The 26,716-nt window shown below is 69.3% G+C and carries 22 protein-coding genes and 1 pseudogene; 10 read left to right on the plus strand and 13 right to left on the minus strand.

The annotated features are described in order from the left end of the window. Positions 1–614 (plus strand): NnrS family protein (locus tag SM757_RS16985; protein ID WP_322466400.1); only part of this gene is annotated, 614 nt, incomplete at its 5' end. A gap of 514 nt (positions 615–1,128) precedes the next feature. Here SM757_RS16985 and SM757_RS16990 read toward each other — a convergent pair. From SM757_RS16990 to nosZ, 6 genes and pseudogenes are all read right to left on the minus strand, one after another. Next, positions 1,129–1,596 carry a nitrous oxide reductase accessory protein NosL gene (locus SM757_RS16990; RefSeq protein ID WP_157119028.1) on the minus strand — a complete coding sequence of 156 codons (468 nt, stop codon included), beginning with the start codon at positions 1,594–1,596 and terminating at the stop codon, positions 1,129–1,131. Between the two features lie 53 nt (positions 1,597–1,649). Beyond that, on the minus strand, positions 1,650–2,465 hold the full coding sequence (locus SM757_RS16995; protein ID WP_066337665.1) for an ABC transporter permease: 816 nt from the start codon (positions 2,463–2,465) through the stop codon (positions 1,650–1,652). A 16-nt stretch (positions 2,466–2,481) separates the two neighbouring features. After that, positions 2,482–3,471 carry an ABC transporter ATP-binding protein gene (locus SM757_RS17000; RefSeq protein ID WP_084267584.1) on the minus strand — a complete coding sequence of 330 codons (990 nt, stop codon included), beginning with the start codon at positions 3,469–3,471 and terminating at the stop codon, positions 2,482–2,484. Further along, entirely contained in the window at positions 3,443–4,714 is a 1,272-nt protein-coding gene (locus SM757_RS17005; protein WP_322466452.1) for a nitrous oxide reductase family maturation protein NosD, read from the minus strand. The genes SM757_RS17000 and SM757_RS17005 overlap by 29 nt, the downstream gene beginning before the upstream one ends. Before the next feature lie 5 nt (positions 4,715–4,719). Then, positions 4,720–7,352, minus strand: a pseudogene (locus SM757_RS17010) (4Fe-4S binding protein). Between the two features lie 67 nt (positions 7,353–7,419). Next, on the minus strand, positions 7,420–9,354 hold the full coding sequence (gene nosZ / locus SM757_RS17015) for a TAT-dependent nitrous-oxide reductase (protein WP_322466453.1): 1,935 nt from the start codon (positions 9,352–9,354) through the stop codon (positions 7,420–7,422). A 279-nt stretch (positions 9,355–9,633) separates the two neighbouring features. On the opposite strand from nosZ, the gene SM757_RS17020 reads away from it, so the two are divergent. Together SM757_RS17020 and SM757_RS17025 are read left to right on the plus strand one after the other, a co-directional pair. Continuing rightward, positions 9,634–10,023: a c-type cytochrome gene (locus SM757_RS17020; RefSeq protein ID WP_322466401.1), complete on the plus strand. Its 390-nt coding sequence runs from the start codon at positions 9,634–9,636 to the stop codon at positions 10,021–10,023. Positions 10,024–10,084: 61 nt separating this feature from the next. Continuing rightward, entirely contained in the window at positions 10,085–11,128 is a 1,044-nt protein-coding gene (locus SM757_RS17025) for an FAD:protein FMN transferase (protein ID WP_322466402.1), read from the plus strand. A gap of 42 nt (positions 11,129–11,170) precedes the next feature. Here the strand turns inward: SM757_RS17025 and SM757_RS17030 are convergent, their stop codons facing one another. The 7 genes from SM757_RS17030 to SM757_RS17060 form a co-directional block, all read right to left on the minus strand. Beyond that, positions 11,171–11,902 (minus strand): ABC transporter ATP-binding protein, encoded by a 732-nt coding sequence (locus SM757_RS17030; protein WP_322466403.1) that lies wholly within the window; start codon positions 11,900–11,902, stop codon positions 11,171–11,173. Continuing rightward, a complete protein-coding gene (locus SM757_RS17035) occupies positions 11,902–12,678 on the minus strand; it encodes an ABC transporter ATP-binding protein (protein ID WP_322466404.1) in 777 nt (258 codons plus the stop codon). The genes SM757_RS17030 and SM757_RS17035 overlap by 1 nt, the downstream gene beginning before the upstream one ends. Continuing rightward, positions 12,678–13,697, minus strand: coding sequence for a branched-chain amino acid ABC transporter permease (locus tag SM757_RS17040; RefSeq protein ID WP_322466405.1), 1,020 nt, complete (start codon positions 13,695–13,697; stop codon positions 12,678–12,680). Before SM757_RS17040 ends, SM757_RS17035 begins: the two co-directional genes overlap by 1 nt. Before the next feature lie 13 nt (positions 13,698–13,710). After that, positions 13,711–14,592 (minus strand): branched-chain amino acid ABC transporter permease, encoded by an 882-nt coding sequence (locus SM757_RS17045; protein ID WP_322466406.1) that lies wholly within the window; start codon positions 14,590–14,592, stop codon positions 13,711–13,713. A gap of 87 nt (positions 14,593–14,679) precedes the next feature. Next, on the minus strand, positions 14,680–15,846 hold the full coding sequence (locus tag SM757_RS17050) for an ABC transporter substrate-binding protein (RefSeq protein WP_066337688.1): 1,167 nt from the start codon (positions 15,844–15,846) through the stop codon (positions 14,680–14,682). A gap of 158 nt (positions 15,847–16,004) precedes the next feature. Then, on the minus strand, positions 16,005–17,561 hold the full coding sequence (locus SM757_RS17055) for a benzoate-CoA ligase family protein (RefSeq protein ID WP_322466454.1): 1,557 nt from the start codon (positions 17,559–17,561) through the stop codon (positions 16,005–16,007). Between the two features lie 135 nt (positions 17,562–17,696). Then, a complete protein-coding gene (locus SM757_RS17060) occupies positions 17,697–18,188 on the minus strand; it encodes a 4-hydroxylaminobenzoate lyase (protein WP_322466407.1) in 492 nt (163 codons plus the stop codon). A gap of 141 nt (positions 18,189–18,329) precedes the next feature. On the opposite strand from SM757_RS17060, the gene SM757_RS17065 reads away from it, so the two are divergent. The 7 genes from SM757_RS17065 to SM757_RS17095 all read left to right on the plus strand — a co-directional run bounded on the left by SM757_RS17065 (position 18,330) and on the right by SM757_RS17095 (position 26,706). Next, positions 18,330–19,247 (plus strand): helix-turn-helix transcriptional regulator, encoded by a 918-nt coding sequence (locus SM757_RS17065; protein WP_066337692.1) that lies wholly within the window; start codon positions 18,330–18,332, stop codon positions 19,245–19,247. Between the two features lie 167 nt (positions 19,248–19,414). Next, complete coding sequence (gene boxC, locus SM757_RS17070; protein WP_322466408.1) at positions 19,415–21,094, plus strand: 2,3-epoxybenzoyl-CoA dihydrolase; 1,680 nt, start codon at positions 19,415–19,417, stop codon at positions 21,092–21,094. Between the two features lie 46 nt (positions 21,095–21,140). Next, a complete protein-coding gene (gene boxB / locus SM757_RS17075; RefSeq protein WP_322466409.1) occupies positions 21,141–22,580 on the plus strand; it encodes a benzoyl-CoA 2,3-epoxidase subunit BoxB in 1,440 nt (479 codons plus the stop codon). Positions 22,581–22,667: 87 nt separating this feature from the next. Next, entirely contained in the window at positions 22,668–23,912 is a 1,245-nt protein-coding gene (gene boxA, locus SM757_RS17080; protein ID WP_322466410.1) for a benzoyl-CoA 2,3-epoxidase subunit BoxA, read from the plus strand. Between the two features lie 12 nt (positions 23,913–23,924). Beyond that, a complete protein-coding gene (locus tag SM757_RS17085) occupies positions 23,925–24,704 on the plus strand; it encodes an enoyl-CoA hydratase-related protein (RefSeq protein WP_322466411.1) in 780 nt (259 codons plus the stop codon). Continuing rightward, the gene (locus SM757_RS17090; RefSeq protein WP_322466412.1) at positions 24,701–26,251 is read left to right on the plus strand and encodes a 3-hydroxyacyl-CoA dehydrogenase; all 1,551 of its coding nucleotides are present in this window, start codon (positions 24,701–24,703) and stop codon (positions 26,249–26,251) included. The genes SM757_RS17085 and SM757_RS17090 overlap by 4 nt, the downstream gene beginning before the upstream one ends. Next, on the plus strand, positions 26,248–26,706 hold the full coding sequence (locus SM757_RS17095; RefSeq protein WP_322466413.1) for a MaoC family dehydratase: 459 nt from the start codon (positions 26,248–26,250) through the stop codon (positions 26,704–26,706). The genes SM757_RS17090 and SM757_RS17095 overlap by 4 nt, the downstream gene beginning before the upstream one ends. Positions 26,707–26,716: the final 10 nt, after the last annotated feature.

Consider the following 26,716-nt stretch of genomic DNA (forward strand, 5'->3'; position numbering starts at 1 on the left):
TGCCGTTCATGGGCGACGCCGCGCCGCGGCTGGATGCGCGCTGGCCCGCCTGGCTGCTGTGGTCGCTGGCGGGCGTGATGGCGCTGCAGGGCGTGCTGCGGGCGGTGGCGCTGCTGCTTGGGCCGCTGCCGGGCGTGCTGGACGCCGCGGCCTCGGTGGCGCTGGGCGGGGCCGGCGTGCTGCTGCTGGGGTTGTGGACGCGCTGGCGCCGCCTGCCGGCGGTGCGCCAGCGCTTGCCGGCCATGCTGCTGCGCGGGGTGTTCTGGCTGGCGGTGGCGCTGCTGCTGTCGGCCCTGGGCGCGGCGGACGCGGCGCTGCATGCCTACACGCTGGGCTTCCTGGGCACGCTGCTGCTGGCCATGGCTTCACGCGTGGCCTGCGCGCAGATCGGGCGCGCGGTGGTGGCCGACGAGGTGCTGTGGGCGCTGTTCCACCTGCTGCAGGCCGCCGTGCTGGCGCGCGTGGCCTGGGGGCTGTGGCCCGCGGGGGCGGCCTGGCTGCTGCCGGTGGCCGCGGGGGCCTGGGCCCTCGTGAGCCTGGTCTGGCTGCTGCGCTATGGGTGGTGGCTGGGGAGGGCGGCGCGTGAAACAGGCCGCCCAGGCGCCGGGTTGTAGGAGGCCCGCTGGCGGGCCGAACCGGCATCTGAACCAGATGGGCTGCCGAGAGAGGCCCACGGCGCGGCGAGGCCGTTCGGCCCGCCAGCGGGCCTCCTACAAGGCCGGCGCATGGGGGTGGCTGCAAAGGGCCGTGATTGAAAGGCCGGTGCGCGAGGCCTGAGCGGAAGCGTGAAAGCAGCCGTCAGCCGTCAGTTGCTCAATCTCCGCCTACTACTTCGTCATCCCCGCGAAGGCGGGGACCCAGGCGGTCCCACGCTTCAACGCAAGCAGAGAAGCAGGAAGCGCGGAGCCGAAAACGGTGCCATGCGCAACCACGTCGCTTGCGATCAGCTTGGGGACCGCCTGGGTTCCCGCCTTCGCGGGAATGACGAAATGGAGTGCGACGCCCCTTTGCTGACGGGATGCAAGTTCTTTCCAGTTTTCCCCGGACAGCAGTGCGCATTCGCGGGCATGACGAAGCGAGGCGCAAGGCGGGTGTTAGACGGTCTAACACCGTGTTTGCGGGGGGCAACTACATCTGCCGGTCGTGCTTCGCACCGCCGCACAGGTCCGCCATGTCGGGCGTCACTTCGGCGAACGCGTGCACCTTGCCGCCGAACTCGGCGGCGAATTTCCCCGCGTCGGCCTGGGCCGCGAAGCTGGCGAAGGTCGGCCCCATGGAGCCGTGGCGCTTGCTGCCGATCACGTAAAAGCCCTTGCGCGCGTCGAACCAGTGGCCGCGCGGCTCCTGCCAGTCGGCGCGGGCCATGTCCTGCGTGAACACGGCGCGCACCGCGCGCACCTGTTCCGGGCGCAACAGCGCGGAGAACATTTCGACGGTGTCGCAGAAGAAGACGGGCGCCGCGGCGTCGGCGTAGAACACCTGCGCCTTGGGGCCGGGGTAGTCGGACAGCAGCATGCCGTCGAAGTCGCAGGTGGTGCCGGGCACGATGTCCTGCGCCACCAGCGCGGGGGCGGAGTCGGCGCGGCTGCAGCCCATCAGGACCAGGGGCAGGCCGCAGGCGGCCAGGAGCAGGCTTCGGCGGGGGTACTTCACGGACGGAATCTCCAGGTAGCGATGGACAGCGGCGCGGCGATCCAGCCCAGCATCACCAGCGCCATCAGCCAGGGCTTGGCCAGCGCGGGCGGGACGATGCTGGAGAGGCCGTAGAGCGTGCGCACGTCGTCCAGGGAAAACACGTTGAGGATGCGGAACACGTCCGCCGGGTTGAGCAGCAGCGCCCAGGCGAACCAGTCGCCGCCGGCCTGCCCGCCGGTGAGCACCAGCAGGCCCAGCAGCACCAGGTCGAACACCAGGACGAAGAAGAACCACAGCGCGATGGCCAGGCCCGACGCGCGGGTGCGGTCGGCGGCGACCACGGAGAGCATCACGGCCAGGCTCAGGAAGGCCAGGCCCAGCAGCACCGAGCTGCCCATGAAGCCCAGGTACGGCCCAAGCGCCGCGCGCCCGGCCTGCGCGCCCAGCAGCAGCGCCGCCGCGCCGAAGCCGGCGATGGTGGACAGGCTCAGCGCCGCGGCCAGCCCCAGGTACTTGCCCAGCAGCAGCTCCAGCCGCGTGATGGGCAGCGCCAGCAGCAGGTCCAGCGAGCCGCGCTCGCGCTCGCCCACGATGGCGTCGAAGCCCAGCAGCAGCGCGATCAGCGGGATCAGGTAGATCACCAGGCTCACCAGGCTGGCGATGGTGAACTCGATGTTGCGCAGGCCGACGGCGCCTTGCTGCGCGCCGCCGAAGTAGGCGATGACCAGCGCGAAGGCCGTGAACACCAGCGCGATGGCCAGCACCCAGCGGTTGCGCAGCCGGTCGCGCAGCTCCTTGTGCGCGATGGTCAGGACTTGTGCGAATTCCATGGCGGCGCTCCTCGCTTCAGTGCGCCAGGCCGAAGAACACGTCTTCCAGCGAGGGCTCGTGCAACTGCAGGTCCAGCACCGCGCCGCGCAGGCCGGCCAGCGCCGCCAGCACGGCCATCTTGGCCTCGCGCGCGCAGCGGGCCGTGGCTTGCAAGCCCTGCCAGGACAGGCCCTCCAGCGGCAGCGCGCACAGCGCCTGGCGCACCGCCTCGCGGCCGGACTCGGCCACGCGCAGCTCCAGCCGCAGCGGCAGCGCCAGGCCCTCGCGCAGGCTTTGCACGCTGCCCTGCGCCGTGATGCGGCCGCTGGTGAGGATGGCCAGGCGGTCCACCCGGTCCTGCAGCTCGGCCAGGATGTGGGAGGTGATGACCAGGGTCACGCCCTCGTCGCTGAGCTCGCGCAGCGTGGCGTGGAAGGCGCGTATGGCCTCCGGGTCCAGCCCCGTGGTGGGCTCGTCCAGGAACAGCACCTGGGGCTTGCCCAAGAGCGCCTGCGCGAAGCCCAGGCGCTGGCGCATGCCCTTGCTGTAGCCGCGCACCGCGCGCTGCCCGGCGTGTCCCAGGCCCACGCGGGCCAGCGCGGCGCTGCACTCGCTCTGGGCCACGCCCTTGAGGCGGGCCATGAAGCGCAGCGTCTCCAGGCCGCTCAGGTTGTCGTAGAGCACCACGTTTTCCGGCAGGTAGCCGATGCCGCGGCGCACGGCGCGAAAGCCGCGCCCGCTCACCGGCGCGCCCTGCACCAGGATCTCGCCGGCCGTGGGCGCGAGCAGGCCCAGCATCATCTTGAAGAGGGTGCTCTTGCCCGCGCCGTTGTGGCCTATGAGGCCCAGCACCTCGCCGCGGCGCACGTCCAGATCGACGCCGTCCACGGCGCGCACGGCGCCGTACTGCTTGACCACGCCGCGCAGGGTGATGGCGCTGTCGCCGGCCAGCGACGGGCGTGATGCCGCAACCGGGGCCGCGCCGGCCAAGCCGGCCTCAGGGTTCGAGAGGGGACTGCTTGCCATTCCATTCATTCCAGTTCGGGTGCGCGGGGTGCATGCGGGGCTTGGGGTCCACCACGCCGGGCACGCGCAGCAGCGGGAACTGCTGGCCCACCAGGCGCAGCGCCTGCACCGCAGGGCTGGCCAGCAGCAGCCGCGCCGCGGGGTGGCGCCACACCAGGCGGTCCACCAGGTCGTTGGCCTCGTAGCGCACGTCGCCCAGGCCGTCGCCGTCGCGGTCCCAGCCCAGGTAGTTGCTCCAGTGGTTGCCGCTTTGCGCGCCCCAGATCTCGTCCTTGGCGCCGACGTAGCGCACCTGCTCGCGGTTGCCCACGAAATCGTTGCCCTCGACGCGGTTGCGGGTGGAACCGGCCGAGAGGTGCACGCCCACCTGGTTGTCCACCACGAGGTTGCCCTTGAGCTGGGCGTACTCCACGTCGTAGATGAAGAAGCCGCGGGCGTTGCCGGCCACGACGTTGTTCTCGATCACCGAGTCCTGCAGCGTGCGCAGCATGATCCCGTGGTCGGTGTTGCCCCAGGCGCGGTTGTTGCGGACGATCTGGTCGCGCACCTCCATGAGCGCCAGGCCGCCGCGGTTGCGGTAGCTGTCGTTGTCCTCCCACAGGTTGTGGTAGGAGTTCATGTAGTGCGTGCCGTAGCGGCTGTGGTGCAGCCGGTTGGCGCGGAAGACGGCGTGGTGAGAGACGTCCACGTACAGCGCGTCGCGCACGAAGCTGATGTGGTTGCCCACGATCTGCGCGCCGGTCGTGTTGTAGAGCTGCACGCCGTTGCCGCGCTGCGAGGAGGCGTAGTCGCGCTTGCCGACGATGAGGTTGTGCTCCACGCGCACGCCGTCGGCCTTCTCGATCCACAGGCCGAAGAGGTTGTAGACGAGGTCGCAGCGCAGCACGGCCGCGCGGTGCGAGCCCGGCGCGACGTAGATGCCCGCGTTCTGTTTCAGCAGGCTGTCCCCGGAGTCGCGCACGATCAAGCCTTCGAGGGTGACGTCCGGGGCGGCGATGCGGATGGTGTCGCCCTGCTGGCCGCCGCTGACCGTGGGGCGCTGCAGACCGCGCAACGTCAGCGGCTTGCTGATCAACAGCTGGCCGGCGTAGAAGCCGCGCTCGATCTCGACGACGTCGCCGGCGGCGGCGCGGTCCAGCACGGGCTGTATGGATTGGCCGGGATGCACGGTCCAGGTGGCGGCGTGCAGGGCCAGCGGCAGCAGCAGCGCCGGCAGGGCCAGCAGGGCGCGCAGGCGGCGCATCGCGTTCATGCCGGCGTCACCAGCACGCCCGCGGCCTTGAGCGCCAGGAACAGCGCCGCGCCCATGAGCAGGTTCTTGAAGCCGACGTAGCAGAGCATGTCCATCACGCCGGCACGGCGAAAGCGCCGGCCCCACCACGGGCCGTCCTTGACGTAGCGCTTGGCGTTGAGGCGGATGAGCACCTCGTACACGCTCCAGCCGAACCACCAGGCGATGAGCGCGCCCGCGCGCAGCTCGCCCAGGGCGCCCAGCACCCAGGCCAGGCTGGCCGCCAGGGCCAGCGCGATGCCGGCCGCGCGCAGCGCCAGGTTGGGCGCGGCCACGCCGCGGCGCCAGGGCCACAGGTGGTCCCAGGCTTCGGCGGCCCAGCGGGCGCCGGCGCCGGTGCCCGTGGCGAGGAAGGGCGGCTCCACCGGGTCGGTGGGCATGCGGGGATCGACCATGGCGTTCAGCTCCTGGCGGCCGGGCCCTGGGCCGGCGCTGCGGACACGACGGGCACGATGGGGATGAAGTGGCCGTCGCGGCCTACGGGCGTCAGCGGCAGGCCCTCGCGCTCGCGGCGCTTTCTCTCCTTGGCCAGCGGCGGGCAGGCGTGGGTGTCGGTGTAGAGCACCATGCAGTCCAGGCAGTGCAGGCACTCGCGGTGGTCGATGCGGCCGTCGGCGTCTATGGCCTGCGCGCCGCAGCCCACGGCGCAGGCCTTGCAACTGCTGCACGCCTGCTTGCGGCGCAGGCCGAACCAGCGGAACGTGGACGGCATGGCCAGCGCCGCGCCCAGCGGGCACAGGTACTTGCAGAAGGGCCGCTCCACGAAGAGGGACAGCCCCAGCAGGCTGGCCGCGAACAGCGTGTACGGCCAGGCGCGCTGGCCCCACCCGACGAGGAAGGTGGTCTTGAACGGCTCCACCTCGGCCAGCTTCTCGGCCAGGCCCATGGAGAACATGGACACGGCCAGCAGGCCGAAGAACACGCCGTACTTGACCCACTTGAGCTTGTCGTGCAGCGCGCGGGGCAGCTGGCGCTGGAAGCGCTTCAAGCCCAGGGCGCCGCCGAGCTTGTACAGCGCCTCCGACAGCGAGCCGAAGGGGCACAGCCAGCCGCAGAACAGGCCGCGGCCCCAGACGAAGACCGTGACGATGATGAAGATCCAGAACAGGAAGATGAACGGATCGCTCAGGAACAGCGCCCAGGTCCAGTGGAACAGCAGCGCGTGGAACCAGGTCAGCACCTGCGTCACCGAGGGCTGCGCCATGGCGCCGAAGCCCACGAAGCCGATGCTCAGGCCCCAGGCCGAGTACTTGAAGGCGTTGACCGGCCACTTGTTCTTGCGCGTGGCGCGGCGGGTGAGCTGGTCGCGCAGCGCATAGGCCGTGGCCACGGCCACCAGCAGCGCGGCGAAGAGGGCGATGTCCCGTGCGCGCGACTTCCACACCTTGACCCAGGGCGCGGCGGGCTCGTCCACCTGCGGGCGGCCGCCCTGCAGCACGCCGTCCGGCAGCCAGTAGGGCGTCTCGAAGTTGGCGAAGCTGCGCGTGCCGGTAGCGCGGTCCACGCGGTTGCCCAGGAAATTGAGCTTCCAGGGGTAGGCGGCCGAGAAGGCCGGCGAGCGGACGATGAAAATGGCCGACTCGCCGTAGGCCGGCGCGCCGGCGGCGGCCAGGCCGTACAGGGGCATGTAGTCCAGGTCGCGGAAGGTGAAGGTGTCCATGCCCTGGCGCACCTGCACGCGGTCGTAGAGGCCGCCGCGCACGAAGCCGGAGCCCTTGAACGATTCGGCGCCGCCGGTGCGGATCACGAACAGCGCCTGCTCGCCCGGCTTGAGCTGCTCCATCACCCGCTGCCAGCCCGCGGGGCCCAGCAGCGAACGGCCGGCCTCGGGCGGGTTGAGCAGGCCGAACCAGAGGTCTATGAAGGGCGCGCCGCTCTTGCCGTCCAGGCCCACCTGCTGCGGCGAGACCACCAGGCGCTGCACCAGGCCCTCGCGCGCCAGCGCCGCCCAGTCCAGGCGGCGGCCCGCGTCGGTGAAGGTGGCCTGCGGGCGCACCACGGGCGCGAGGATGCCGGTCTGGCGCGCCACCGCGGCCCCCGAGGCCAGCATGACCTGGTTCTGCGCGATCACGGTGACGGTGGCGCCGGAGATGGCGTCCAGGCCGATGACGCCCTCGTCGGGGCGCGAGCGGCCGATTTCTATGTTGTCGCCGACGAACTTGCCCAGGTACTGGTCGTTGAATTTCGTCAGCGCCGACTCCGGGATGCCCAGCAGCAGGATGGGCTCGGAGTGCTTGAGCACCTTCACGCCGGTGAAGCGGCCCTTGACGTCCATGCCGATCAGCGTGACCACCGGCTTGCCGGAGTAGGCCGGGGTGTCTGTGATGTCGGTGGACAGCATCACGTAGCCCAGCAGCTTCTTGTGCCCCTGGGCGGCCGCGTAGGCCTCGACGTAGGGCGGCTGGCCCTTGCGCTCGGAAAAGGACGTGGCGCCGGGGAACACCTCGGCGCAGGGCGCGAAGTCGCACAGGCGCGGGCCGTGGATGCCGGCGGGCAGCTCGGCCTCGTAGGCGGTGGCCCACAGCGGCGGTGCGTTGAGCAGCGCCGCGGCCAGCGCCACGAGGCGCAGCAGGAGTGACAGGAGCTTCATGGGCGGGGGCAAGGGCCCGCCCCCGGCGGCCTGGGAGACGGGCCGCCGGGGTGCGGGCGGGCGGCCGTCAGGCCTCGACGATCATGCGCGTGCGCATCTCCAGGTGCAGGGCGTGGCAGAAGTGGGTGCAGTAGCACCAGTACACGCCCGGCTTGCCGGCGGTGAAGGTCACCGACTTGGTTTCCTGCGGATTGACGATGAAGTTGACGTTGTGGTTCGGGATGGCGAAGCCGTGCGTCAGGTCTTCCACCTTGTCGAGGTTGGTCAGGAAGAGCGTGACCTCGTCGCCGGACTTCACCTTGAACTCGCGCATGCTGAAGGCCGGGGCCTGCGACACCATGCGCACGGTGACCTTCTTGCCCTTGCGCGTGAGGCCGCCGTCGGCCGCGCTCTTGACGGCCTGCGGGTGGTCGTCGAGGTTGTAGATCTGCTTGGGCTTGATGATGTCGCGGCGGAAGATGATGAAGTCGTGCGGTTCGCCGCGCACCGGGTGGTCGGCCAGCAGCACCATCTTCTCGCCGGAGATGTCGATGAACTGCTCGTTCTCCGGGTGCAGCGGGCCCACGGGCAGGAAGCGGTCCTTGGAGAACTTGCAGCCCACGGCGAGGTACTTGCCGTCGGCGCTCTTGGTCTCGGAGTGCGTGGCGTTGAGGTGGCCGGGCTGGTATTGCACGTCCACGCGGTCCACCACGTACTTGGCGTTCTTGTCGCCGTTGTGGAACTTGATGGCGGCGTCCACGTTCCACTTCACGACCTGGCTGTCCAGGAACAGCGTGGTGTAGGCGTTGCCGCGGCCGTCGAAGGCGGTGTGCAGCGGCCCCAGGCCCAGCTCGACTTCGGCGACGATGGCCTGGTCGATCTTCTCCAGCTTGCCGTCGAACCAGTCCAGCACCTTGGCCAGCTCGATGACGGTGCCCGTGGGCGAGAGCTTGCCGGCGCAGATGAAGTACTTGCCGTCGGGGCTGGCGTTGACGCCGTGAGGGTTCTTGGGAACGCTCACGTAGGCGGTGAGGGCGGTCTTGGGGTCCGCGTTGGCGTCGCGGGTGCCGTCCACCACGGGCACCTTGGAGTCGCCGATGGTCTTGAACTTGCCGGCCTTCACCGCGGCCTCGATGCGCGCGACGTTGAAGAAGAGGCAGGCGTCGCGCTCGGCGGACATCATGTCCTCGTACTTGACGCCGTTCTCGGTGTTGTACTGGTTGGTGGCGGCGAGCTTGCCGTCGTAGGAGGTGGCCACCAGGTCGCAGTTGCCGTCGATGAGCACCTGCCAGCGCAGCTGCATGCTCTCGGCGTCCACGCAGCTGAAGATGGCGCGGTACTTCTCGGGCTTGTCGATGTCGGCGGCGGTCAGCGGGATGTGGAACTCGCTGCCGCAGAACACGCGCGTGGTGTAGTTGACGGCCTCATCGACCGGGTCGCGCTTGTCGGGGAAGATGCCGTGGAAGCCCTGGGCGTTGGGCAGCTCGGTGATCTTGTCGCAGGTGAAGGTGTCCAGCCGCACGCGGGCGATGCGGGCGTTGATCTTGTCGTTGATCCAGGCGTAGCGGCCGTCGTAGTCGCCGTCCTTGTACGAGGCGTGGGTGTGGTGGGTGTCGGCCACCGTGTACTTCAGGCTGCCGTCGGCCTTGCGGCCCATGATGTCCTTGGACTCGTTGGTGATGCCCCAGCCCACCAGCGCGTCCGGGACGAACACGGGAATGCGCGTGATCTCGCGCCCCGAGGGCAGGCCCAGCACCCGCATGTCGCCGGTGTGGCCGCCGCTCCAGAGGCCGTAGTAGGAGTCCAGCTCGCCGGGCTTGAGGTGAATGCTGCCCGCGCCCTCGCCGGGGTTGGGCTGCGCGTGCGGCGCGCTGGCCTGGGCCGTGGCGGCGGGCGCGGAGGCCGGCTTGTCGGAACAGGCGGCCATGCCCACGCCGGCCAGGCCGGCGGCAGCGGCGGTGTTCAGGAAGCGGCGGCGGGCCAGGCCGGTTTCGGCGCCCGCCGGTTTCTTTTTCAAGCCCATGTCCATGGAAATTTCCTTAAACCAGTTCAAGTTTCTTGCGGCGTGGATTAAATATTGCCTTCACGCCGACGTTTCTCCATTCAGGCAGGGCGGATGATTCAGAGTGAGGCTGATTTTCGATTTGCGCTAGATCAAGGCCGAGTGAAAGCGTGTGCTTTTCGATGAAGGCCTGATTCTAGAATTTGCCCGTCGAAATCAAGCTTTACGGGATTTTCCATGAAACATATGGGATTGGGTCTGGCCGTGTGCCCGTCGAAATCAAGCTTTACGGGATTTTCCATGAAACATATGGGATTGGGTCTGGCCGTGTGCGCACTGGCGATATTGGCAGCCTGCGGCCAGAAGGAGAGCGCCCCGGCGCCCACGCCCGTGGCCGCCGCCCCGGCACCGGTGGCCGCGCCTGCACCGGCGGAGAACCCGCTGGGCAAGAAGGTGTTCGGCAGCACCTGCGCCATGTGCCACAGCGCCGGCGTGGCCGGCGCGCCCAAGCCGGGTGACAAGGACGACTGGGGCCCGCGCATCGCCCAGGGCGTGGACACGCTCTACAAGCACGCGCTGGAGGGGTTCAACGGCGCCAAGGGCCAGATGCCGGCGCGCGGCGGCAACACGGCGCTCAAGGACGACGAGGTCAAGGCCGCCGTGGACTACATGGTCGCGGCTTCGCGCTGAGCGCTTGCGATTCGGCGGACGCCCTATGAATCAAAGGTTTGCACGCGCTACCGCGGTCCGTGTGCCCGCTCCCGGCCTGGCCGACCCGCAGCGCCGCCGGCTGGCGCTGGGCGCTGCCGCGCTGGCGCTGGGCGGCTGCGTGGCGGCCTGGCCACGGCGCGCGGCGGCCTTGGCCCGGCATGAGGACGTCCGCCTGCGCGAGTCGCGCGAGCTCATGGGCACGCGCGTGGACATCGCCGCCGCCTCGCCGGACGCAGCCCAGCTGCGCCCGGCCCTGGACGCCGCCTTCGCGCGCATGGCCGCGCTCGCGGCCGAGATGAGCCACTACGAGGCCACCAGCCGCGTGGGCGCCATCGCACTGTCGGCCGGTCTTCAACCGGTGCCTATTTCCAAAGAACTATTGACAGTTTTGGAAATGGGGCAATTGGTGGCGAGAAATAGCGGCGGCGCCTTCGACATGACGGTTGGCACGCTGGGTTTGTGGCATTTTGATGCCGGCCATCCACAAATGCCGGCGCCGTCCCACATATACAGCCATCTGGCGTCGGTGGGATATAGTCACTTGGTAGTAGACCGCCACAGGCAAATGGCCTATTTGCCAAAGCGCGGCATGCGGCTGGATTTGGGTGGTATTGCCAAGCTGTATATCCTGCGCGAAGGCTTGAATATGTTGCGCGGGCAGGGGCTGCAATCCGCGCTCATCAACGGCGGGGGCGACGTGCTGGCCATGAGCGCGCCCGCGGCGCCGCCGTGGCGCGTGGGCGTGCGCGACCCGCGCCAGCCGCAACGGCTGCTGGGGGCTTTGGAGGTGAGGGACGGCTTCGTCGCCTCCTCAGGCGACTACGAGCGCTGCTTCGTGCGCGACGGGCGGCGCTACCACCATGTCATCGATCCCAAGACCGGTTACCCGGCGCAGGGGCCCCACGGCGTGACGCTGGTCTCACACGACCTGGAAGCCGTCAACGGCCTGGGCGCCGCAGCCATGGTGCTTGGGCGCGATGCACTGCCGCTGATCCGGCGTGCCGGCGTGGAGGCTTTGATCGCCCACCGGGACGGCGAGCTGTGGACGACGGCGGGGATGCGGGGGCGGTTGCAGGCGGTGTGAATCACCGCCGGTTGCTGCACCCTCTCAAGCAACGTACAAGTTTCAAACGCCAAGGTATCGGTGCAGCGCCGCCTCGTCCTTGGCCAGCGCGGCAGAGGGGCCTTCCAGCACGACGCGCCCCTTTTCCAGCACCACGCAGCGGTCGGTGTGGGTCAGCACCTTGCGGAAGTCGCGGTCCACGACCAGCGAGGCGATGCCGCTGGCGCGGATCAGGCCGATGACGCGCCAGATCTCGGCCACCACCAGCGGCGCCAGGCCCTCGGTGGCCTCGTCCAGGATCATCAGCTCGGGGTTGGTCATGAGCGCCCGCCCAATGGCCATCATCTGCTGCTCGCCGCCGGAGAGCTGGCCGCCGCCGTGGTCCAGCCGCTCGGCCAAGCGCGGAAAGGTTTTCAGGACACGCTCCAGCGTCCAGTCCCGCTGCCCGCGCGTGCCGGGGCGGGCGGCCATCACCAGGTTCTCGCGCACGCTGAGGTTGGGAAACACGCCGCGGCCCTCCGGCACGTAGCCGATGCCCAAACGCGCGATGCGCTCCGTGGGCTGCCCCGTCATGTCGCGCCCGGCCACGCGCACCCGCCCGCCGCTGGCACGCACCTGGCCCAGCAGGGTGCGAATGAACGTCGTCTTGCCCATGCCGTTGCGGCCCAGCAGACCGACGGCCTCGCCGCGCGCGATGCGCAGCGCCACGCCCTGCAGCACGTGGCTCTGGCCGTAGTGGGCGTGCAAGTCACTGGCTTCCAGCAGGACGTCTTGGGAGGGCTGTGCGGCGCTCATCAGTGGCTCTCTCCGAGGTAGGCGATCTGCACTTCGCGGTTGGAGCGCACCGCCGCCGGCGTGTCGCTGGCGATGACGCGGCCGTTGACCATCACGGTGATGCGGTCGGCCACGCGGAAGACGGCGTCCATGTCGTGCTCCACCAGCAGGATGGCGTGCTCGCTTTTCAGCTCTCCCAGCAGCGCCAGCATGCGCTCGGTTTCCTCCGCACCCATGCCGGCCAGCGGCTCGTCCAGCAGCAGCACCTTCGGAGCCGTCGCCAGGCACATGGCGATTTCCAGCTGGCGCTTTTGTCCGTGCGAGAGCGCCCCGGCGATGCGCCCGGCCTGCGCGGTGAGGCCCGCCTTGCGCAGCGCCTCCTCGGCCGCCGCCTGGCTGGAGGCGCAGCGCTGCGCGGGCGTCCACCAGTCCCAGGCCCGCTGCCAGCGCGATTGCGCGGCGAGGCGACAGTTCTCGCGCACGGTGAAGTTCACGAAGATGGTGTTGCGCTGGTAGGAGCGGCCCAGGCCGGCGCGGGCGCGCCTGGGCTGGCTCCAGCCGGTGGCGTCCTGGCCCATGAGCAGCACGCGGCCCGCGCTGGGCGGGATCTCGCCGGAGAGCAGGTTGATCAGCGTGGACTTGCCCGCGCCGTTGGTGCCGATGACGGCATGCAGGCTGCCGCGCTCCAGCGTGAGCGAGACGCCGTCCACGGCTTTTAAACCGCCGAAGCGGCGCGAGACCTCCTTGGCCACGAGCAGCGCGTCCGTGGCTGCGCCCGGGTTCATGACGGCGGCCATCACTGGGCCTCCTTGCGGTTGAACAGGCCCACGAGCCCGTGCGGCAGCAGCGCGACGAAGGCGATGATGGTCAGGCCCAGCGAGAGCTGCCAGTGCTTGGCGAAGGCGCCGAAGATCGCTTCGGACTGGTAAAGCTCCTGCAGCAGCGTGAAGGCGAGCGCCCCGAGCAGCGCGCCGCGCAGATGGCCCAGGCCGCCCAGGATGATCATCAGCAGCACCGCGCCGCTGTGGTGCCAGGACAGGATTTCCGGGTTCACGAAGCCGTCCTTGAGCGCGTACAGAAAGCCGGCCAGCCCGGCCAGCGAGGCCGACAGCACGAAGGCCGCCAGCTTGTACGGATAGGTGGCGAAGCCCGCCGCGCGCATGCGCTGCTCGTTGGCCTTGATCCCGGCCAGCGCCCGCCCAAAGCGGCTGCGCAGCAGCAGCGCCAGCAGCGCGAACGTGGCGGCCAGGCAGCCCAGGACGAAGTAGTAGTAGGTGTGACCCGTGTCCAGGTCCAGGAGCTGGAAATCGCCCAACTTCACTTCAGGCTTGAAGTAGAGATAAATGCCGTCGCTGCCGCCGCCCAACGGCGTGTCGTGGGCGACGAAGTAGGCCATCTGCGCAAAGGCCAGCGTGATCATGATGAAGTACACGCCCTTGGTGCGCAGCGACAGCGCGCCCACCGCCAGCGCGTACAGCCCCGCCGCGCCCATGGACGCCGGCAGCAGCCACCACAGCGAGGCGCCGCCGGCCTGCGGCGTCAGCAGCGCCGCCACGTAGGCGCCTATGCCGAAGAAGCCGGCATGGCCGAAGCACACGAGGCCGGTCTGCCCAACCAGCAGCTCCAGGCTGAGGGCGAACAGGGCCAGGATCATGATCTTCATCGTCAGCTCGACGTAGAAGCCGGAGAGCCCCAGCGGCAGCAGCGCCAGCACGGCAAAGCCCAGCAGCACGGGCACGGCCTTGAGCGAGCGCCGCGGGGCCGGCGCCGCCGCTTGGGCCGAAGCGGGCAGGGCGGACAAGGTGGTGGTATTCATGATCGTCTCCAACTCAACCGGCCTTGAACAGCCCCTCGGGCTTCCACAGCAGCATCAGCGCCATCAGCACGTACACCGCCAGCCCGGCGGCGGACGGGAACAGCACCTTGCCGAAGGTGTCCACGAAGCCCACCAGCAGCGCCGCCACCAGCGCGCCCTTGATGGAGCCTATGCCGCCGATGACCACCACCACGAAGCACACGATGAGCACGCCCGCGCCCATGTTGGGATACACGCTGGAGACGGGCGCCGCGATCATCCCGGCCAGGGCGGCCAGCGCCACGCCCAGCGCGAACACGATGCGGTAGAGCAGCCGGATGTTCACGCCCATGGCGCGCGCCATCTCGCGGTTGCTGGCCCCCGCGCGAATGCGCATGCCCAGCCGCGTGCGCGTGATCAGCGCCCACATGCCCACGGCCACGGCGATGCACACGGCGGAGATGAAGAGGCGGTAGACGGGATAGGTCATGACGTCGCCCAGGGGGATGGACCCGGAAAGCCAGTCCGGCGGCTGCACGCCGTACACGTCGTTGCCCACCACGATGGAGCGCAGCTCCTCGAACACGAGGATCAGCCCGTAGGTCATGAGCACCTGCTGCAGGTGCTCGCGCTCGTAGAGGTAGCTGAAGAACACCCACTCCAGCACGTAGCCCAGCAGCACGGACAGCACCATGCCCACCAGCAGCGTGGTGAAGAAGCCGCCGCCCAGCGTCTGGTTGACCCAGGGCGCCAGCGCGTAGGCCATGTAGGCGCCGATCATGTAGAAGCTGCCGTGGGCCAGGTTGATCACGCCCATGATCCCGAAGATCAGCGTGAGCCCCGAGGCCACGAGAAACAGCAGCAGCCCGTACTGCACGGCGTTGAGGCACTGGATGAGGAAGGTCGCGAGGTCCATGCGGCGCCCCTTCAAGGCCCGCGGCGCGGGCCGCGGGCGGGTACTTCAAGAACAAGGGCCCTTGCCGGGCCCTGGTCGCTCAGGCGATCACAGCTTGCAGCCGCGCCCCGGGTCGGCCAGCGCCTTCACGGCGATGCCTATGCTCTTGTTCTCCTTGCCCTCGACCTTGCGCAGGTAGAAATCCTGCACCGGGTTGTTGTTCTTGGCGATGGTGAAGGGGCCGCGCGGGCTGTCTATCTTGGCCGCCTTGAGCGCGGCGCCGAACTCGGCCTTCTTGCTCACGTCGCCCTTCACCGCGTTCAGGCCCACGCCCAGCATCTGCGCGGCGTCATACCCCTGCACGGCATACACGTCAGGCTGCAGCTTGAATGCCTTGGCATAGGCCAATCTGAAAGCGTTGTCGCGCGGGGTGTTGAGCCCGTCGGCGTAGTGCAGCGTGGTCAGCAGCCCCTGGGCGGCGTCGCCCTGGGCTTCCAGCGTGCCGTCGGTGAGGAAGCCGGCGCCATAGAGCGGGATGGTCTTGTTGAGCCCCGCGGCAGCGTAGTCCTTGACGAACTTCACCGCGCCGCCGCCGGCAAAGAAGGTGTAGACGGCGTCGGGCTTGGCCGCGGCGATCTCGGTGAGCAGCGCCTGGAACTCGACGTTGGGGAAGGGCAGGTTCAATTGCTTGACGACTTGGCCGCCGCCCTTTTCGAACGCCTCCTTGAAGCCGGCCACCGACTCGTCGCCCGCGGCGTACTTCCAGGTGATGGTGATGGCCTTCTTGTGCCCGCGCTTGGCCGCCACGTCGCCCATGGCGTAGGCCGGCTGCCAGTTGGAAAACGAGCTGCGGAAGATGTTGGGGGCGCACATGGGGCCGGTGACGGCATCGGCCCCGGCGTTGGGAACGATGAGCAGCGTGTTGCTCTCGCGTGCCGCCTTGGCCATGGCCATGGCGACGCCGGAGTGCACGGTGCCGATGATCACGTCCACCTGGTCGCGCTTGATGAGCTTGTTGACGTTGTCGGTGGCCTTGGAGGGGTCGGACTCGTCGTCCACCTTGAGGAACTCGATCTCCCGCCCGGCGAGCTTGCCGCCTTGCTCCTGCACGTAGAGCCGAAAGCCGTTCTCGATGGCGCTGCCCAGCGCCGCGTAGGTGCCGGTGTAGGGCAGCATGAAGCCGACTTTCAGCTTGGCGCCCGCCTGGGCCCAGGCTGGCGGCGCCGCCAGCAGGGCGGCCGCGGCCAGGGCGCCCAGGGTGTGGGTGAAGGTCATGGCGTCGTCTCCTTGAGGTGTGTGTCGTGATGAAGCTGCCGGGGGGGCGGGGGACGCCGCCGGGGCTTCGATGGTCCAAAGCGCGGCGGGCAGCGTCCAGCGGGGGAACTCCGCATGCAGCCGGCCGCCCAACGCGCCGCTCATGCCGGCCGTCCCGCCTACTGGGCCGCCTCGCGCTCGCGCAGCCTGAAGCGCTGGATCTTGCCGGTAGCGGTCTTGGGCAACTCGGTGAGGAACACGACCTGGCGCGGGTACTTGTGGGGCGCCAGTTGTTCCTTGACGAAGCCTTTCAGGGTCTCGGCCAGGGCGTCGCCCGCATCGCGCGGGTCCTTGAGGACGACGAAAGCCTTGGCGCGGGTGAGGCCGTGGTCGTCCGGCACGCCGATGACGGCGGCTTCCAGCACGGCGGGGTGCTGCATGAGCGTGGACTCCACTTCGAAGGGGGACACGTACTGGCCGCTGACCTTGAGCATGTCGTCGCTGCGGCCGGCGTAGACGTAGTAGCCCTCGGCGTCGCGGATGTACTTGTCGCCGCTGCGCGTCCAGGTGCCCTGGAAGGTGTCGCGGCTCTTGTCGCGGTTGCTCCAGTACATCAGCGCCGCGCTTGGGCCGCGGATGTAGAGGTCGCCCACCTGGTCGGCGCCCGCGATGACGGCGCCGGCCTCGTCGCGCAGCTCCACCTCGTAGCCCTCCACCGGCGTGCCGCTGGTGCCGTAGCGCACGTCGCCGGGCCGGTTGGAGAGGTAGATGTGCAGCATCTCGGTGGAGCCGATGCCGTCGATGATGTCGGCGCCAAAGCGCGCCTTGAATTTTTCACCGATCTCGCGCGGCAGCGCCTCGCCTGCGGACGAGCACAGCCTCAGCGCCACCTGGGCGCGCGTTGGGCAGTTGGGCGAGGCCAGCATGCCGGCGTAGCCCGTGGGCGCGCCGAAGAAGACGGTCGGGCGCTGCGCCACCCAGCGCTTGAACACCGCGTCCGGTGTGGGCCGCTCGGCCATCAGCACCGTGGTGGCGCCCACCGACAGCGGAAAGCTCAGCGCGTTGCCCAGGCCGTAGGCGAAGAAGAGCTTGGCGGCGCTGAAGCACACGTCGTCCTCCCGCAGCCCAAGCACCGGGCGCGCGTAGAGCTCGGCCGTCCAGTACAGGTTGCCGTGGGTGTGCACCGTGCCCTTTGGGCGGCCGGTGGAGCCGGAGGAGTACAGCCAGAAGCCGATGTCGTCGGCCAGCGTGTCGGCGCACTTGGGCGCGGGCACCTGCCCGGTGAGCCAGGCGTCGAAGTCCAGCGCGCCCGCGGGCAGGGTGCTGCCGCGCGACACCACCAGGTGCTGCAGCTCGTGCGGGCCGCGCTCCAGGGCCGCCTGCAGCGTGGGCAGCAGCGCGCCGGAGACCAGTGCGGCCTGCGCGCGGCTGTGGCCCAGCATGTAGGCGTAGTCGTCGGCCGTGAGCAGCGTGTTCACCGCCACGGGCACCACGCCGGCGTACAGGCAGCCCAGGAAGGCCACGGGCCAGTGCAGCCCGTCGTGCATGAGCAGCAGCACGCGCTCCTCGCGGCGCAGGCCCAGGCCGGCCAGGCCCGCGGCGACGAGGCGCACCTGCTCGGCCAGCTCGCCATAGCTCAAGCGCGCCTGGTCTTCCACGTAGGCGGCCTTGGCTGCCCGGCCTTCGTTGCGCACGATGAGGTGCTGCGCAAAATTAAAACGCGCGGGCGGGGGCATGGGGTGGGCCATGGTGTCTCCTCGGTGTCTTGGGCTTCAGGCCGTCCGTCGGCCGGCGCCTCTGGTGGGCGCGTCGTGCTGCGGCCGGTGGTGTGGCGGCGCGTGTGGCGTGGTGGGTTGCCGCCAGTCGCCGCCTCAGGCGGCGGCGCGGCTGAACTCGATGGTGCCTTGCGGCAGCAGGTACAGCACCAGCGCGCGCCCGCCGCTCACGGTGGGCCGGTGTGCGCTGCCGGGCGGGTAAACCTTCCAGCCGGCGCCCTGGCCGTCGAAGCGGGCGCTGCCGCCCGCGGTGCCGTCGCCCTGAATGGGCATAACCAGGTCGATTTCGCCCTGGGGATGCACGTGGTGAGGGCCGGCCAGGTTGTCCATGTCCACCACGTCCACGGAAAAGCCGTGCGTCGCCGGCCCGTGCTTGATGACACGGCCCCAGCGGATGCCGTCGTTCTCGCGGCTGCACATCCAGCCCGCGGCGATGGCCTGGCGGCAGGCCTCGAAAATCGCCTCGTACACCGGGCTGCCGGCCGGGTGCTCGGCGTTGAGCCGCGTGGCCAAGGCCTCGTCCACGGCCTGGCCCTGCAGCGAGGCCGTCAGCGAGGCGACCAAGTCCTGGAAGCGTTCGGGTGTCATGGTCAGCTTGTCGTCCGCGAGGGTTTGTTCCGTCTCCGGGCGAACCCCGGTTGTTGAACTAAAGTGCATGGCTGAAAGTTAGCGACACCCTTGCTGCAGGTCAAGCAATATAGTGCATCAGCCGGGTAAACACCGACCGCCATGGACACCTCCACTGCCCACCCCCACAAAGACCTGAACACCGAGCGCGCGGAGGTCCAGCGCGAGCCTTTCCTGGTGGCGCTGGGCGAGCGCGTGCGCTCGCTGCGCGCCCGCAAGGGTTTGACGAGGCGGGCGCTGGCGCTGGCCAGCGACGTGTCCGAGCGCCACCTTGCCAACCTGGAGCTGGGCGTGGGCAATGCCTCGGTGCTGGTGCTGCGCCAGGTGGCGCGCGCGCTGGATTGCGAGCTGGTCGATCTGCTCAGCGACGAGGGCGCCAACGCGCCGGAGCGGCTGCTCATCCGCGAGCTGCTGCGCGGGCGCAGCGACGACGAACTGCGCCGCGCCCGCCTGGCGCTGACCGAGCTGTACGGCCAGGCCGGCCCTGCGGATGCGCGCACGGCGCGCATCGCGCTGGTGGGCCTGCGCGGCGCGGGCAAATCCACGCTGGGGCAGATGCTGGCCGACGACCTCAACGTGCCCTTCGTCGAGCTCAACCGCGAGATCGAGCGCGTGGCCGGCTGCGGCTTGGGGGAAATCCACAACCTGCTGGGTCCGACCGCCTACCGCCGCTACGAGCGCCGCGCGCTGGAGGAGGCCATTCAGCTCTACCCGGATGCCGTCATCGCCACGCCGGGCGGGCTGGTGTCCGACCCCGCCACGCTCAACCTGCTGCTGTCGCACTGCTACACGGTCTGGCTGCGCGCCACGCCGCAGGAGCACATGAGCCGCGTCATCGAGCAGGGCGACCTGCGGCCTATGGCCGGCAACCAGGAAGCCATGGACGACCTGCGCCGCATCCTCGACGGCCGCGCCGCCTTCTACGGCAAGGCCGACCTGAGCTTCGACACCAGCGGCAAGGCCTTGGGCGAGGCCTACGGCGGCCTGCGCCAAGCGCTGCGGCAGCAAGCCGGCCGCTGAAGCGCGGCCAGGGCGGCGCGGCATGGGGCCAGTGCTCAGTGTTTTCCCGGTGATATGCACTAAAATGCTTGCCCTGAGTTGACTTGGATCAGTGCTGCACTATCATGCTTTGCATCCGCTCTGCATGATGTTGCACATCCGAACCGCCGGGTGGCCAAGGAGACAAGATGAACGCTGCTGTTGCCGACACGGCTCAAGTCGACCGGGTTGACTACCAGATCGAACCCTCGCAATACCGGCACTGGTCTTTGCGCACCGAGGGCGCCATCGCGACGCTGACGCTGGACATCGACGAAAACGGCGGCCTGCGCCCGGGCTACAAGTTAAAGCTCAACAGCTACGACCTGGGGGTGGATATCGAGCTCAACGATGCGCTCAACCGCATCCGTTTCGAGCATCCCGAGGTGCGCAGCGTCATCGTCACCAGCGCCAAGGACCGCATCTTCTGCTCCGGCGCCAACATCTTCATGCTGGGCGTCTCCAGCCACGCGTGGAAGGTGAACTTCTGCAAGTTCACCAACGAGACGCGCAACGGCATGGAGGATTCCAGCGCCCACTCCGGCCTGAAGTTCATCGCCGCCGTGAACGGCGCCTGCGCCGGCGGGGGCTACGAGCTGGCGCTGGCCTGCGACGAGATCATCCTGGTGGACGACCGCTCCTCCGCCGTGAGCCTGCCGGAAGTGCCGCTGCTGGGCGTGCTGCCCGGCACCGGGGGCCTCACCCGCGTCACCGACAAGCGCAAGGTGCGCCACGACCTGGCCGACATCTTCTGCACCACCACCGAGGGCGTGCGCGGCCAGAAGGCCAAGGACTGGCGCCTGGTGGACCATGTGGCCAAGCCGGCCCAGTTCGCGCAGAAGGTGCATGAGCGGGCCCAGGCGCTGGCCGAGCAGAGCGACCGGCCGGCCGGCGCCCAGGGCGTGCCACTGCGGCCGCTGCAGCGGCTGATCGAGGCTGACGCGCTGCGCTACGGCTTCGTCACGGTGGAGATCGACCGTGCCAAGCGCGCCGCCACGTTCACCGTCAAGGCGCCTGGTGCCGACCAGCCGCGCGACGTGGCCGGCATAGAGGCCGCGGGCGTCGATTGGTGGCCGCTGCAGATGGCGCGTGAGCTGGACGACGCCATCCTCTCCATGCGCACCAATGAGCCGGACATCGGCACCTGGCTGCTCAAGACCGAGGGCGACGCGCAGGCGGTGCTGGCGGCCGACGCCACGCTGCGCGAGCACCAGCAGCACTGGCTGGTGCGCGAAACCACGGGCCTGCTGCGCCGCGTGTTCTCGCGGCTGGACGTGTCTTCCCGCACGCTGTTCGCGCTGGTCGAGCCGGGCTCCTGCTTCGCCGGGCTGCTGCTGGAGCTGGCGCTGGCCGGCGACCGCAGCTACATGCTGGCGCTGCCGGACGACGAGGCGGCGGCGCCGCGCATCGTTGCCACCGAATCCAATTTCGGCCTGTTCCCCATGGCCACGGGCCAGTCCCGCCTGGGCCGGCGTTTTTATGACGAGGCGCCCGCGCTGGACGCCGTGCGGGCCCGCTTGAGCCAGCCGCTGGACGCCGATGCCGCCTTTGCCCTGGGCCTGGTGACCTCCAACCCCGACGACATCGATTGGGCCGACGAGGTGCGCCTGGCCATCGAGGAGCGCGCGGCCATGTCGCCGGACGCGCTCACGGGCCTGGAAGCCAACCTGCGCTTCAACGGCCCGGAGACCATGTTCACCCGCATCTTCGGCCGGCTCACCGCCTGGCAGAACTGGATCTTCCAGCGGCCCAACGCCGTGGGCGACAAGGGCGCGCTCAAGGTCTACGGCAAGGGCGAAAAGGCCCAGTTCGACCTGAACCGCGTTTGATCCCGCCCTGACGACGCCACCACAACGAGCTCCAGGAGACACCGCCATGTCCGCCATCAACTACAGTGAGAAGATTCCCAACAACGTCAACCTGTCGGAAGACAAGACGCTGCAGCGCGCGCTCGAACACTGGCAGCCCAACTACCTGCAGTGGTGGAGCGACCTGGGCCCGGACGGCTCGCAGAACTTCGACGTCTACCTGCGCACCGCCGTGAGCGTGGACCCGCAGGGCTGGGCCCAGTTCGGCCACGTGAAGATGCCCGACTACCGCTGGGGCATCTTCCTGAACCCGAAGGAGGAGGGGCGGCAGGTCAACTTCGGCGAGCACAAGGGCGAGGCCGCGTGGCAGGACGTGCCCGGCGAGCACCGCGCCAACCTGCGCCGCATCATCGTGACGCAGGGCGACACGGAGCCGGCCTCCGTGGAGCAGCAGCGCCACCTGGGCCTGACCGCCCCGTCGCAGTACGACCTGCGCAACCTCTTCCAGGTCAACGTGGAGGAGGGCCGCCACCTGTGGGCCATGGTCTACCTGCTACACAAGTACTTCGGCCGCGACGGCCGCGAGGAAGCCGACGCCATGCTGGAGCGCCACTCCGGCGACGCGGACAACCCGCGCATCCTGGGCGCGTTCAACGAGAAGACGCCCGACTGGCTGTCCTTCTACATGTTCACGTACTTCACGGACCGGGACGGGAAGTTCCAGCTCTGCGCCCTGGCCGAAAGCGGCTTCGACCCGCTGGCGCGCACCACCAAGTTCATGCTGACCGAGGAGGCGCACCACATGTTCGTGGGCGAGTCCGGCGTGTCGCGCGTGATCGCGCGCACCTGCGAGGTCATGAACCAGCTCAAGACCGATGATCCCGCAAGGATCCGCGCCGCCGGCGTCATCGACCTGCCCACCATCCAGCGCTACCTGAACTTCCACTTCAGCGTGACGATAGACCTCTTCGGCGCCGACGAGTCCAGCAACGCGGCCATCTTCTACAACTCCGGCCTGAAGGGCCGTTTCGAGGAGACCAAGCGCGAGGACGACCACCGCCTGCACGGCCGCACCTACAAGGTGTTGGGCGTGGAAAAGGCCGGCAGCGGCGGCCAGCTGGTGGAGCGCGAGGTGCCCCTGCTCAACGCGCTCAACGAGGTGCTGCGCGACGACTACATCAAGGACTCCATAGGCGGCGTGAACCGCTGGAACAAGGTCATCGAGAAGGCCGGCATCCCGTTTCGCTTGGTGGCGCCGCACAAGGCGTTCAACCGCAGGATAGGCACGCTGGCCGGCGCCAACGTCACGCCGCAGGGGCAGGTGGTGAGTGCCGAGGAATGGGCCGCGCGCCACGACGACTGGCTGCCCAGCGCCGAGGACCGCGCCTTCGTCGCCTCGCTCATGGGCCGCGTGGTGGATGCGGGCAAGTTCGCCAACTGGATCGCGCCGCCGGTCATGGGCATCAACCGCCAGCCCATCGATTTCGATTACGTGCGCTTCAACTGACGCTGAAACGCCCGCCCGCGAGGGAAGCTTCAAGGCCCCTGGCCGCCCGTCGCCCAGGGGCCTTGCTTTCCGTGCCGAGGAGACAACATGAACGCCGCCTTGCCCGCCGTGTCGCCTGCCGTGCTCAAGCAGCACCTGATAGACCCCGAGATCTGCATCCGCTGCAACACCTGCGAGGAAACCTGCCCGGTGGATGCCATCACCCACGACGGCACCAACTACGTCGTGGACGCGGGCAAGTGCAACCTCTGCATGGCCTGCGTGCCGCCTTGCCCGACCGGGGCAATAGACAACTGGCGCACCGTGCTGCGGCAGGAGGCCTATTCCATCGAGGAGCAGTTCACCTGGGACGAGCTGCCCGCGGAAAAGGCGCTGGGCCTGAACCTGGAAACGGCGGCCGAGTCGGCCGGCCCGCAGGTGCTGGCGCAGGAGAGCCTGCTGGCGGACGCAGTCAACGGCTCGCAGGTGCCGCCGTGGTCGGCCTCGCACCCCTACGTCAACCTCTATGGGCACAAGAACCCGGTGACGGCCACCGTGGCCGGCAACTACCGGGTGACGGAGGCGGGCACCGACAGCGACACGCACCACATCGTCCTGGACTTCGGCAACCTGCCGTTTCCGGTGCTGGAAGGGCAGTCGCTGGGCATCCTGCCGCCGGGCGTGGACGAGAGCGGGCGGGCGCACCATGCGCGCCAGTACTCCATCGCCAGCCCGCGCGACGGCGAGCGCCCCGGCTACAACAACGTCTCGCTCACCGTGAAGCGCGTGACCGTGGACCACCAGGGCCGTCCGGTGCGCGGCGTGGCGTCCAACTACCTGTGCGACCTCAGGAAGGGTGACCCGGTGCAGGTCATAGGCCCCTTCGGCGCCAGCTTCCTCATGCCCAACCACGCGGGCAGCCATCTGGTGATGATCTGCACCGGCACGGGCAGCGCCCCCATGCGCGCCATGACCGAGCGCCGCCGTCGCCGCCGCGGCCAGGGCGAGAGCGGCAAGCTCCTGCTGTTCTTCGGCGCGCGCACGCAGCAGGAGTTGCCGTACTTCGGCCCGCTCATGAACCTGCCCAAGGATTTCATGGACATCAACTTTGCCTTCTCGCGCACGCCTGGGCAGCCGCGACGCTACGTACAGGATGCAATGCGCGAGCGCGCGGCCGATTTGGCCGTGTTGTTGAAAGACTCCAATACCTGCTTCTACGTCTGCGGCCTCAAGGGCATGGAGGCCGGCGTGCTGGAAGTGCTGCGCGACGTGGCTGTCCAATACGACCTCGACTGGCCGGCCCTGCACCAGCAACTCAAGCGGGAGGGCCGCTTGCACCTGGAGACTTACTGAGGAGAGCTGCCCATGAGCATCGTGGTCGAACGTGGCGCCGTGGCCCGCGTGCGCATGAACCGGCCGGAGGTGTTCAACGCCTTCGACGAGGCCATGATCGCCGCGCTGCACGAGGCCTTCACATCGCTGTCCGGGGACGCGTCGGTGCGCGTGATCGTGCTGGAAGGAGCTGGTAAGGCTTTCAGCGCGGGGGCGGATTTGCAGTGGATGCAGCGGGCGAGCACGGCCTCGCAGGAGTGGAACCTGCAGGACGCGCGCCGCTTTGCAGACATGCTGGCCGCGATCCACCATGGCCCCAAGCCGACCATTGCCCGCGTGCAGGGCGTCGCGTTGGGCGGAGGCGTTGGGTTGGCGGCGGCGTGCGACATCGCGATCGCCACCGAGGATGCGAAGTTCTCGGTGAGCGAGGCGAGGTTCGGCATCCTGCCCGCCGTCATTGGTCCTTACGTCGTCAACGCCGTGGGCAAGCGCCAGGCGCTGCGGCTGGCGCTGACCACCAGCCGCATCGCGGCGCAGGAGGCGCTGGACATCGGCCTGGTGCACAAGGTCGTGCCGCTGGACGCCCTGGACTCGGCCGTGGACGCCGTGGCGGCGGACCTGCTGGTGGGCGGGCCGCAGGCACAACAGGAAATCAAGCAACTGTTTGCGCAGTTGCAGGTCGGCCCCATCACCGAGGAAGTGCGGCTGCTGACGGCGGAGACGATTTCGCGCGTGCGTTCCACGCCGGAAGCGCGCGAGGGCTTTGAAGCCTTCCTGGCCAAGCGGCCGGCGTCGTGGGTGCCCAAGGCATGACGTTCAAGCCGCTGCAAGGCGCGCCGCTGCTGGTGGTGGGCGCGGGGATCATGGGCACCGGCATTGCGCAGGTGGCGGCGCAGGCGGGACATGCGGTGATGCTGTTCGACCTGCGCGAAGGCGCCGCGGCCCAGGCCAAGGCCCAGCTCGCCAGGAGCCTGGACGCGCTGGCGGCCAAGGGCAAGCTCTCGGCGCAGGACGTGGCCGGGACGCTGGAGCGCATCGAGCCCATTCCAAGCCTGGACGCGGCCGCTTCCGTGCGCTTGGTGGTCGAGGCCGTGGTGGAAAAGCTGGACGTGAAGCGCTCGCTGTTGCGTCAGCTGGAAGGCATCGTGGGCGGGGACTGCGTGCTGGCGACCAACACCTCGTCTATCTCCGTGACGGCCATCGCCAACGGACTGCAGCAGCCCGGGCGGCTGGTGGGCATGCACTTCTTCAACCCCGTGCCGCTGATGAGATTGGTGGAAGTGGTGTCGGGGCTGCGGACCGATGCGGCGGTGGCGCAGGCCGTGCACAGCCTGGCCGGCTCCTGGGGCAAGGTGGCGGTGCATGCGCGCTCCACACCGGGATTCATCGTCAACCGCATCGCCCGGCCTTACTACGCCGAGACGCTGGCGCTGCTGCAGGAGCGCTCGGCCGAACCGGCGCTGCTGGACGCCTGCCTGCGCGCGGCGGGTTTTCGCATGGGGCCGTGCGAGCTGATGGACCTCATCGGCCACGACACCAACTTCGCGGTGACGCAATCGGTGTTTGAAGCCAACTTCTTCGACAAGCGTTTTGCGCCGTCGCTGGTGCAGCGCGAGCTGGTCGATGGCGGGCTGCTTGGGCGCAAGTCGGGGCGCGGTTTCTACGACCACGCGCCTGGCGCCGTGAAGCCGTCGGTGCCGGCCTTCGAGCCGATGGAGCTGCCGGCGGAGACCCTCCTGAGCGTGCACGGCCAAGGCGCGGTGGCGCGGCGGCTGAGCGACACCCTCGCGGCGGCGGGGCGCGGCTTCGAGCCGGTGCCGGACAGCGACTGGGTGGGCCTGGAAATCGACGGCGCGCAATTGCGCTTGACCGACGGGCGTGCCGCCTCGCAGGTGGGCGCGGGCGAGGTGGCGGAAGTGGTGGTGTTCGACTTGCCGCTGTCGCGCGACGGCGGTGCGGCGCTGTCGTGGGCGCCGGCTGTGCAGGCCGGTGCTGCCTGGGTTGAAGCGGCGCCGCGTTGGCTGCGGGCGCTGGGCTTCAATGCGCAGCGCATGGCCGATGCGCCGGGGTTGGTGGTGGCGCGCACCGTCGCCATGTTGATCAACGAAGCGGCGGACGCCGTGCACCAGGGCGTGTGCGACGAAGCCGGTGCCGACGCTGCGATGAAGCTGGGCGTGAACTATCCGCAAGGTCCCTTCGAATGGCTGCACCGGTGGGGGGCGGCACCGGTGGCCGCGCTACTGGATGCGCTGGACGCGCACTACCGCGGCGAGCGTTACCGCGTCAGCCCGGGGTTGCGGATGCGGGCCTGGCAGCGCGGGATGGTGGAGAGCCAGGACTGCAAGGGGGATGTCGTTTGAAGTTCGCTGATTTCCATGCCGGGCAGCGCATCAGCGCCGGGCCGGCCGCGCTCACTGAACGCGAGATCGTCGAGTTCGCCTCGGCTTGGGACCCGCAGTGGTTCCATACCGATCCGGCCGCCGCGGACCGCGGGCCGTTCAAAGGCCTGATTGCCAGTGGCTGGCAGACCTGCGGGCTGGCCATGCGGCTGGCTTGCGAGGCGGTGCTGCAGGGTTCGGAAAGCTACGCGTCCCCGGGCATCGCCTACATCAAGTGGCCCAACCCGGTGCGACCTGGCGAGCCCATGCGCCTGGAGGCCACGGTACTGGAAGTGCGGCGCTCACAGAGCAAGCCGCATTTGGGCCTGTTGCGCTGGCGCTGGGAGTTGCTGCATGAGGACGGGCGTCAGGCGCTGGAATTGGAAGCCACCAGTCTGTTCGATCTGTCGTCCACGGCCACCGCGGGCCAGTCGTAGCTCTATAGAC

Origin of the sequence: Azohydromonas lata (assembly GCF_034427735.1) — a bacterium.
Taxonomy (GTDB): Bacteria; Pseudomonadota; Gammaproteobacteria; order Burkholderiales; family Burkholderiaceae_C; genus Azohydromonas; species Azohydromonas lata.

Bases quoted from the DNA above. Each gene is read 5' to 3' on its own strand.
- SM757_RS16990 (WP_157119028.1), bottom strand. From the start codon at position 1,596: ATGGGCTGCAGCCGCGCCGACTCCGCCCCCGCGCTGGTGGCGCAGGAC.
- SM757_RS16995 (WP_066337665.1), bottom strand. From the start codon at position 2,465: ATGGAATTCGCACAAGTCCTGACCATCGCGCACAAGGAGCTGCGCGAC.
- SM757_RS17000 (WP_084267584.1), bottom strand. From the start codon at position 3,471: ATGGCAAGCAGTCCCCTCTCGAACCCTGAGGCCGGCTTGGCCGGCGCG.
- SM757_RS17005 (WP_322466452.1), bottom strand. From the start codon at position 4,714: ATGCGCCGCCTGCGCGCCCTGCTGGCCCTGCCGGCGCTGCTGCTGCCG.
- nosZ (WP_322466453.1), bottom strand. From the start codon at position 9,354: ATGGGCTTGAAAAAGAAACCGGCGGGCGCCGAAACCGGCCTGGCCCGC.
- SM757_RS17020 (WP_322466401.1), top strand. From the start codon at position 9,634: ATGAAACATATGGGATTGGGTCTGGCCGTGTGCGCACTGGCGATATTG.
- SM757_RS17030 (WP_322466403.1), bottom strand. From the start codon at position 11,902: ATGAGCGCCGCACAGCCCTCCCAAGACGTCCTGCTGGAAGCCAGTGAC.
- SM757_RS17035 (WP_322466404.1), bottom strand. From the start codon at position 12,678: ATGGCCGCCGTCATGAACCCGGGCGCAGCCACGGACGCGCTGCTCGTG.
- SM757_RS17040 (WP_322466405.1), bottom strand. From the start codon at position 13,697: ATGAATACCACCACCTTGTCCGCCCTGCCCGCTTCGGCCCAAGCGGCG.
- SM757_RS17045 (WP_322466406.1), bottom strand. From the start codon at position 14,592: ATGGACCTCGCGACCTTCCTCATCCAGTGCCTCAACGCCGTGCAGTAC.
- SM757_RS17050 (WP_066337688.1), bottom strand. From the start codon at position 15,846: ATGACCTTCACCCACACCCTGGGCGCCCTGGCCGCGGCCGCCCTGCTG.
- SM757_RS17055 (WP_322466454.1), bottom strand. From the start codon at position 17,561: ATGCCCCCGCCCGCGCGTTTTAATTTTGCGCAGCACCTCATCGTGCGC.
- SM757_RS17060 (WP_322466407.1), bottom strand. From the start codon at position 18,188: ATGACACCCGAACGCTTCCAGGACTTGGTCGCCTCGCTGACGGCCTCG.
- SM757_RS17065 (WP_066337692.1), top strand. From the start codon at position 18,330: ATGGACACCTCCACTGCCCACCCCCACAAAGACCTGAACACCGAGCGC.
- boxC (WP_322466408.1), top strand. From the start codon at position 19,415: ATGAACGCTGCTGTTGCCGACACGGCTCAAGTCGACCGGGTTGACTAC.
- boxB (WP_322466409.1), top strand. From the start codon at position 21,141: ATGTCCGCCATCAACTACAGTGAGAAGATTCCCAACAACGTCAACCTG.
- boxA (WP_322466410.1), top strand. From the start codon at position 22,668: ATGAACGCCGCCTTGCCCGCCGTGTCGCCTGCCGTGCTCAAGCAGCAC.
- SM757_RS17085 (WP_322466411.1), top strand. From the start codon at position 23,925: ATGAGCATCGTGGTCGAACGTGGCGCCGTGGCCCGCGTGCGCATGAAC.
- SM757_RS17090 (WP_322466412.1), top strand. From the start codon at position 24,701: ATGACGTTCAAGCCGCTGCAAGGCGCGCCGCTGCTGGTGGTGGGCGCG.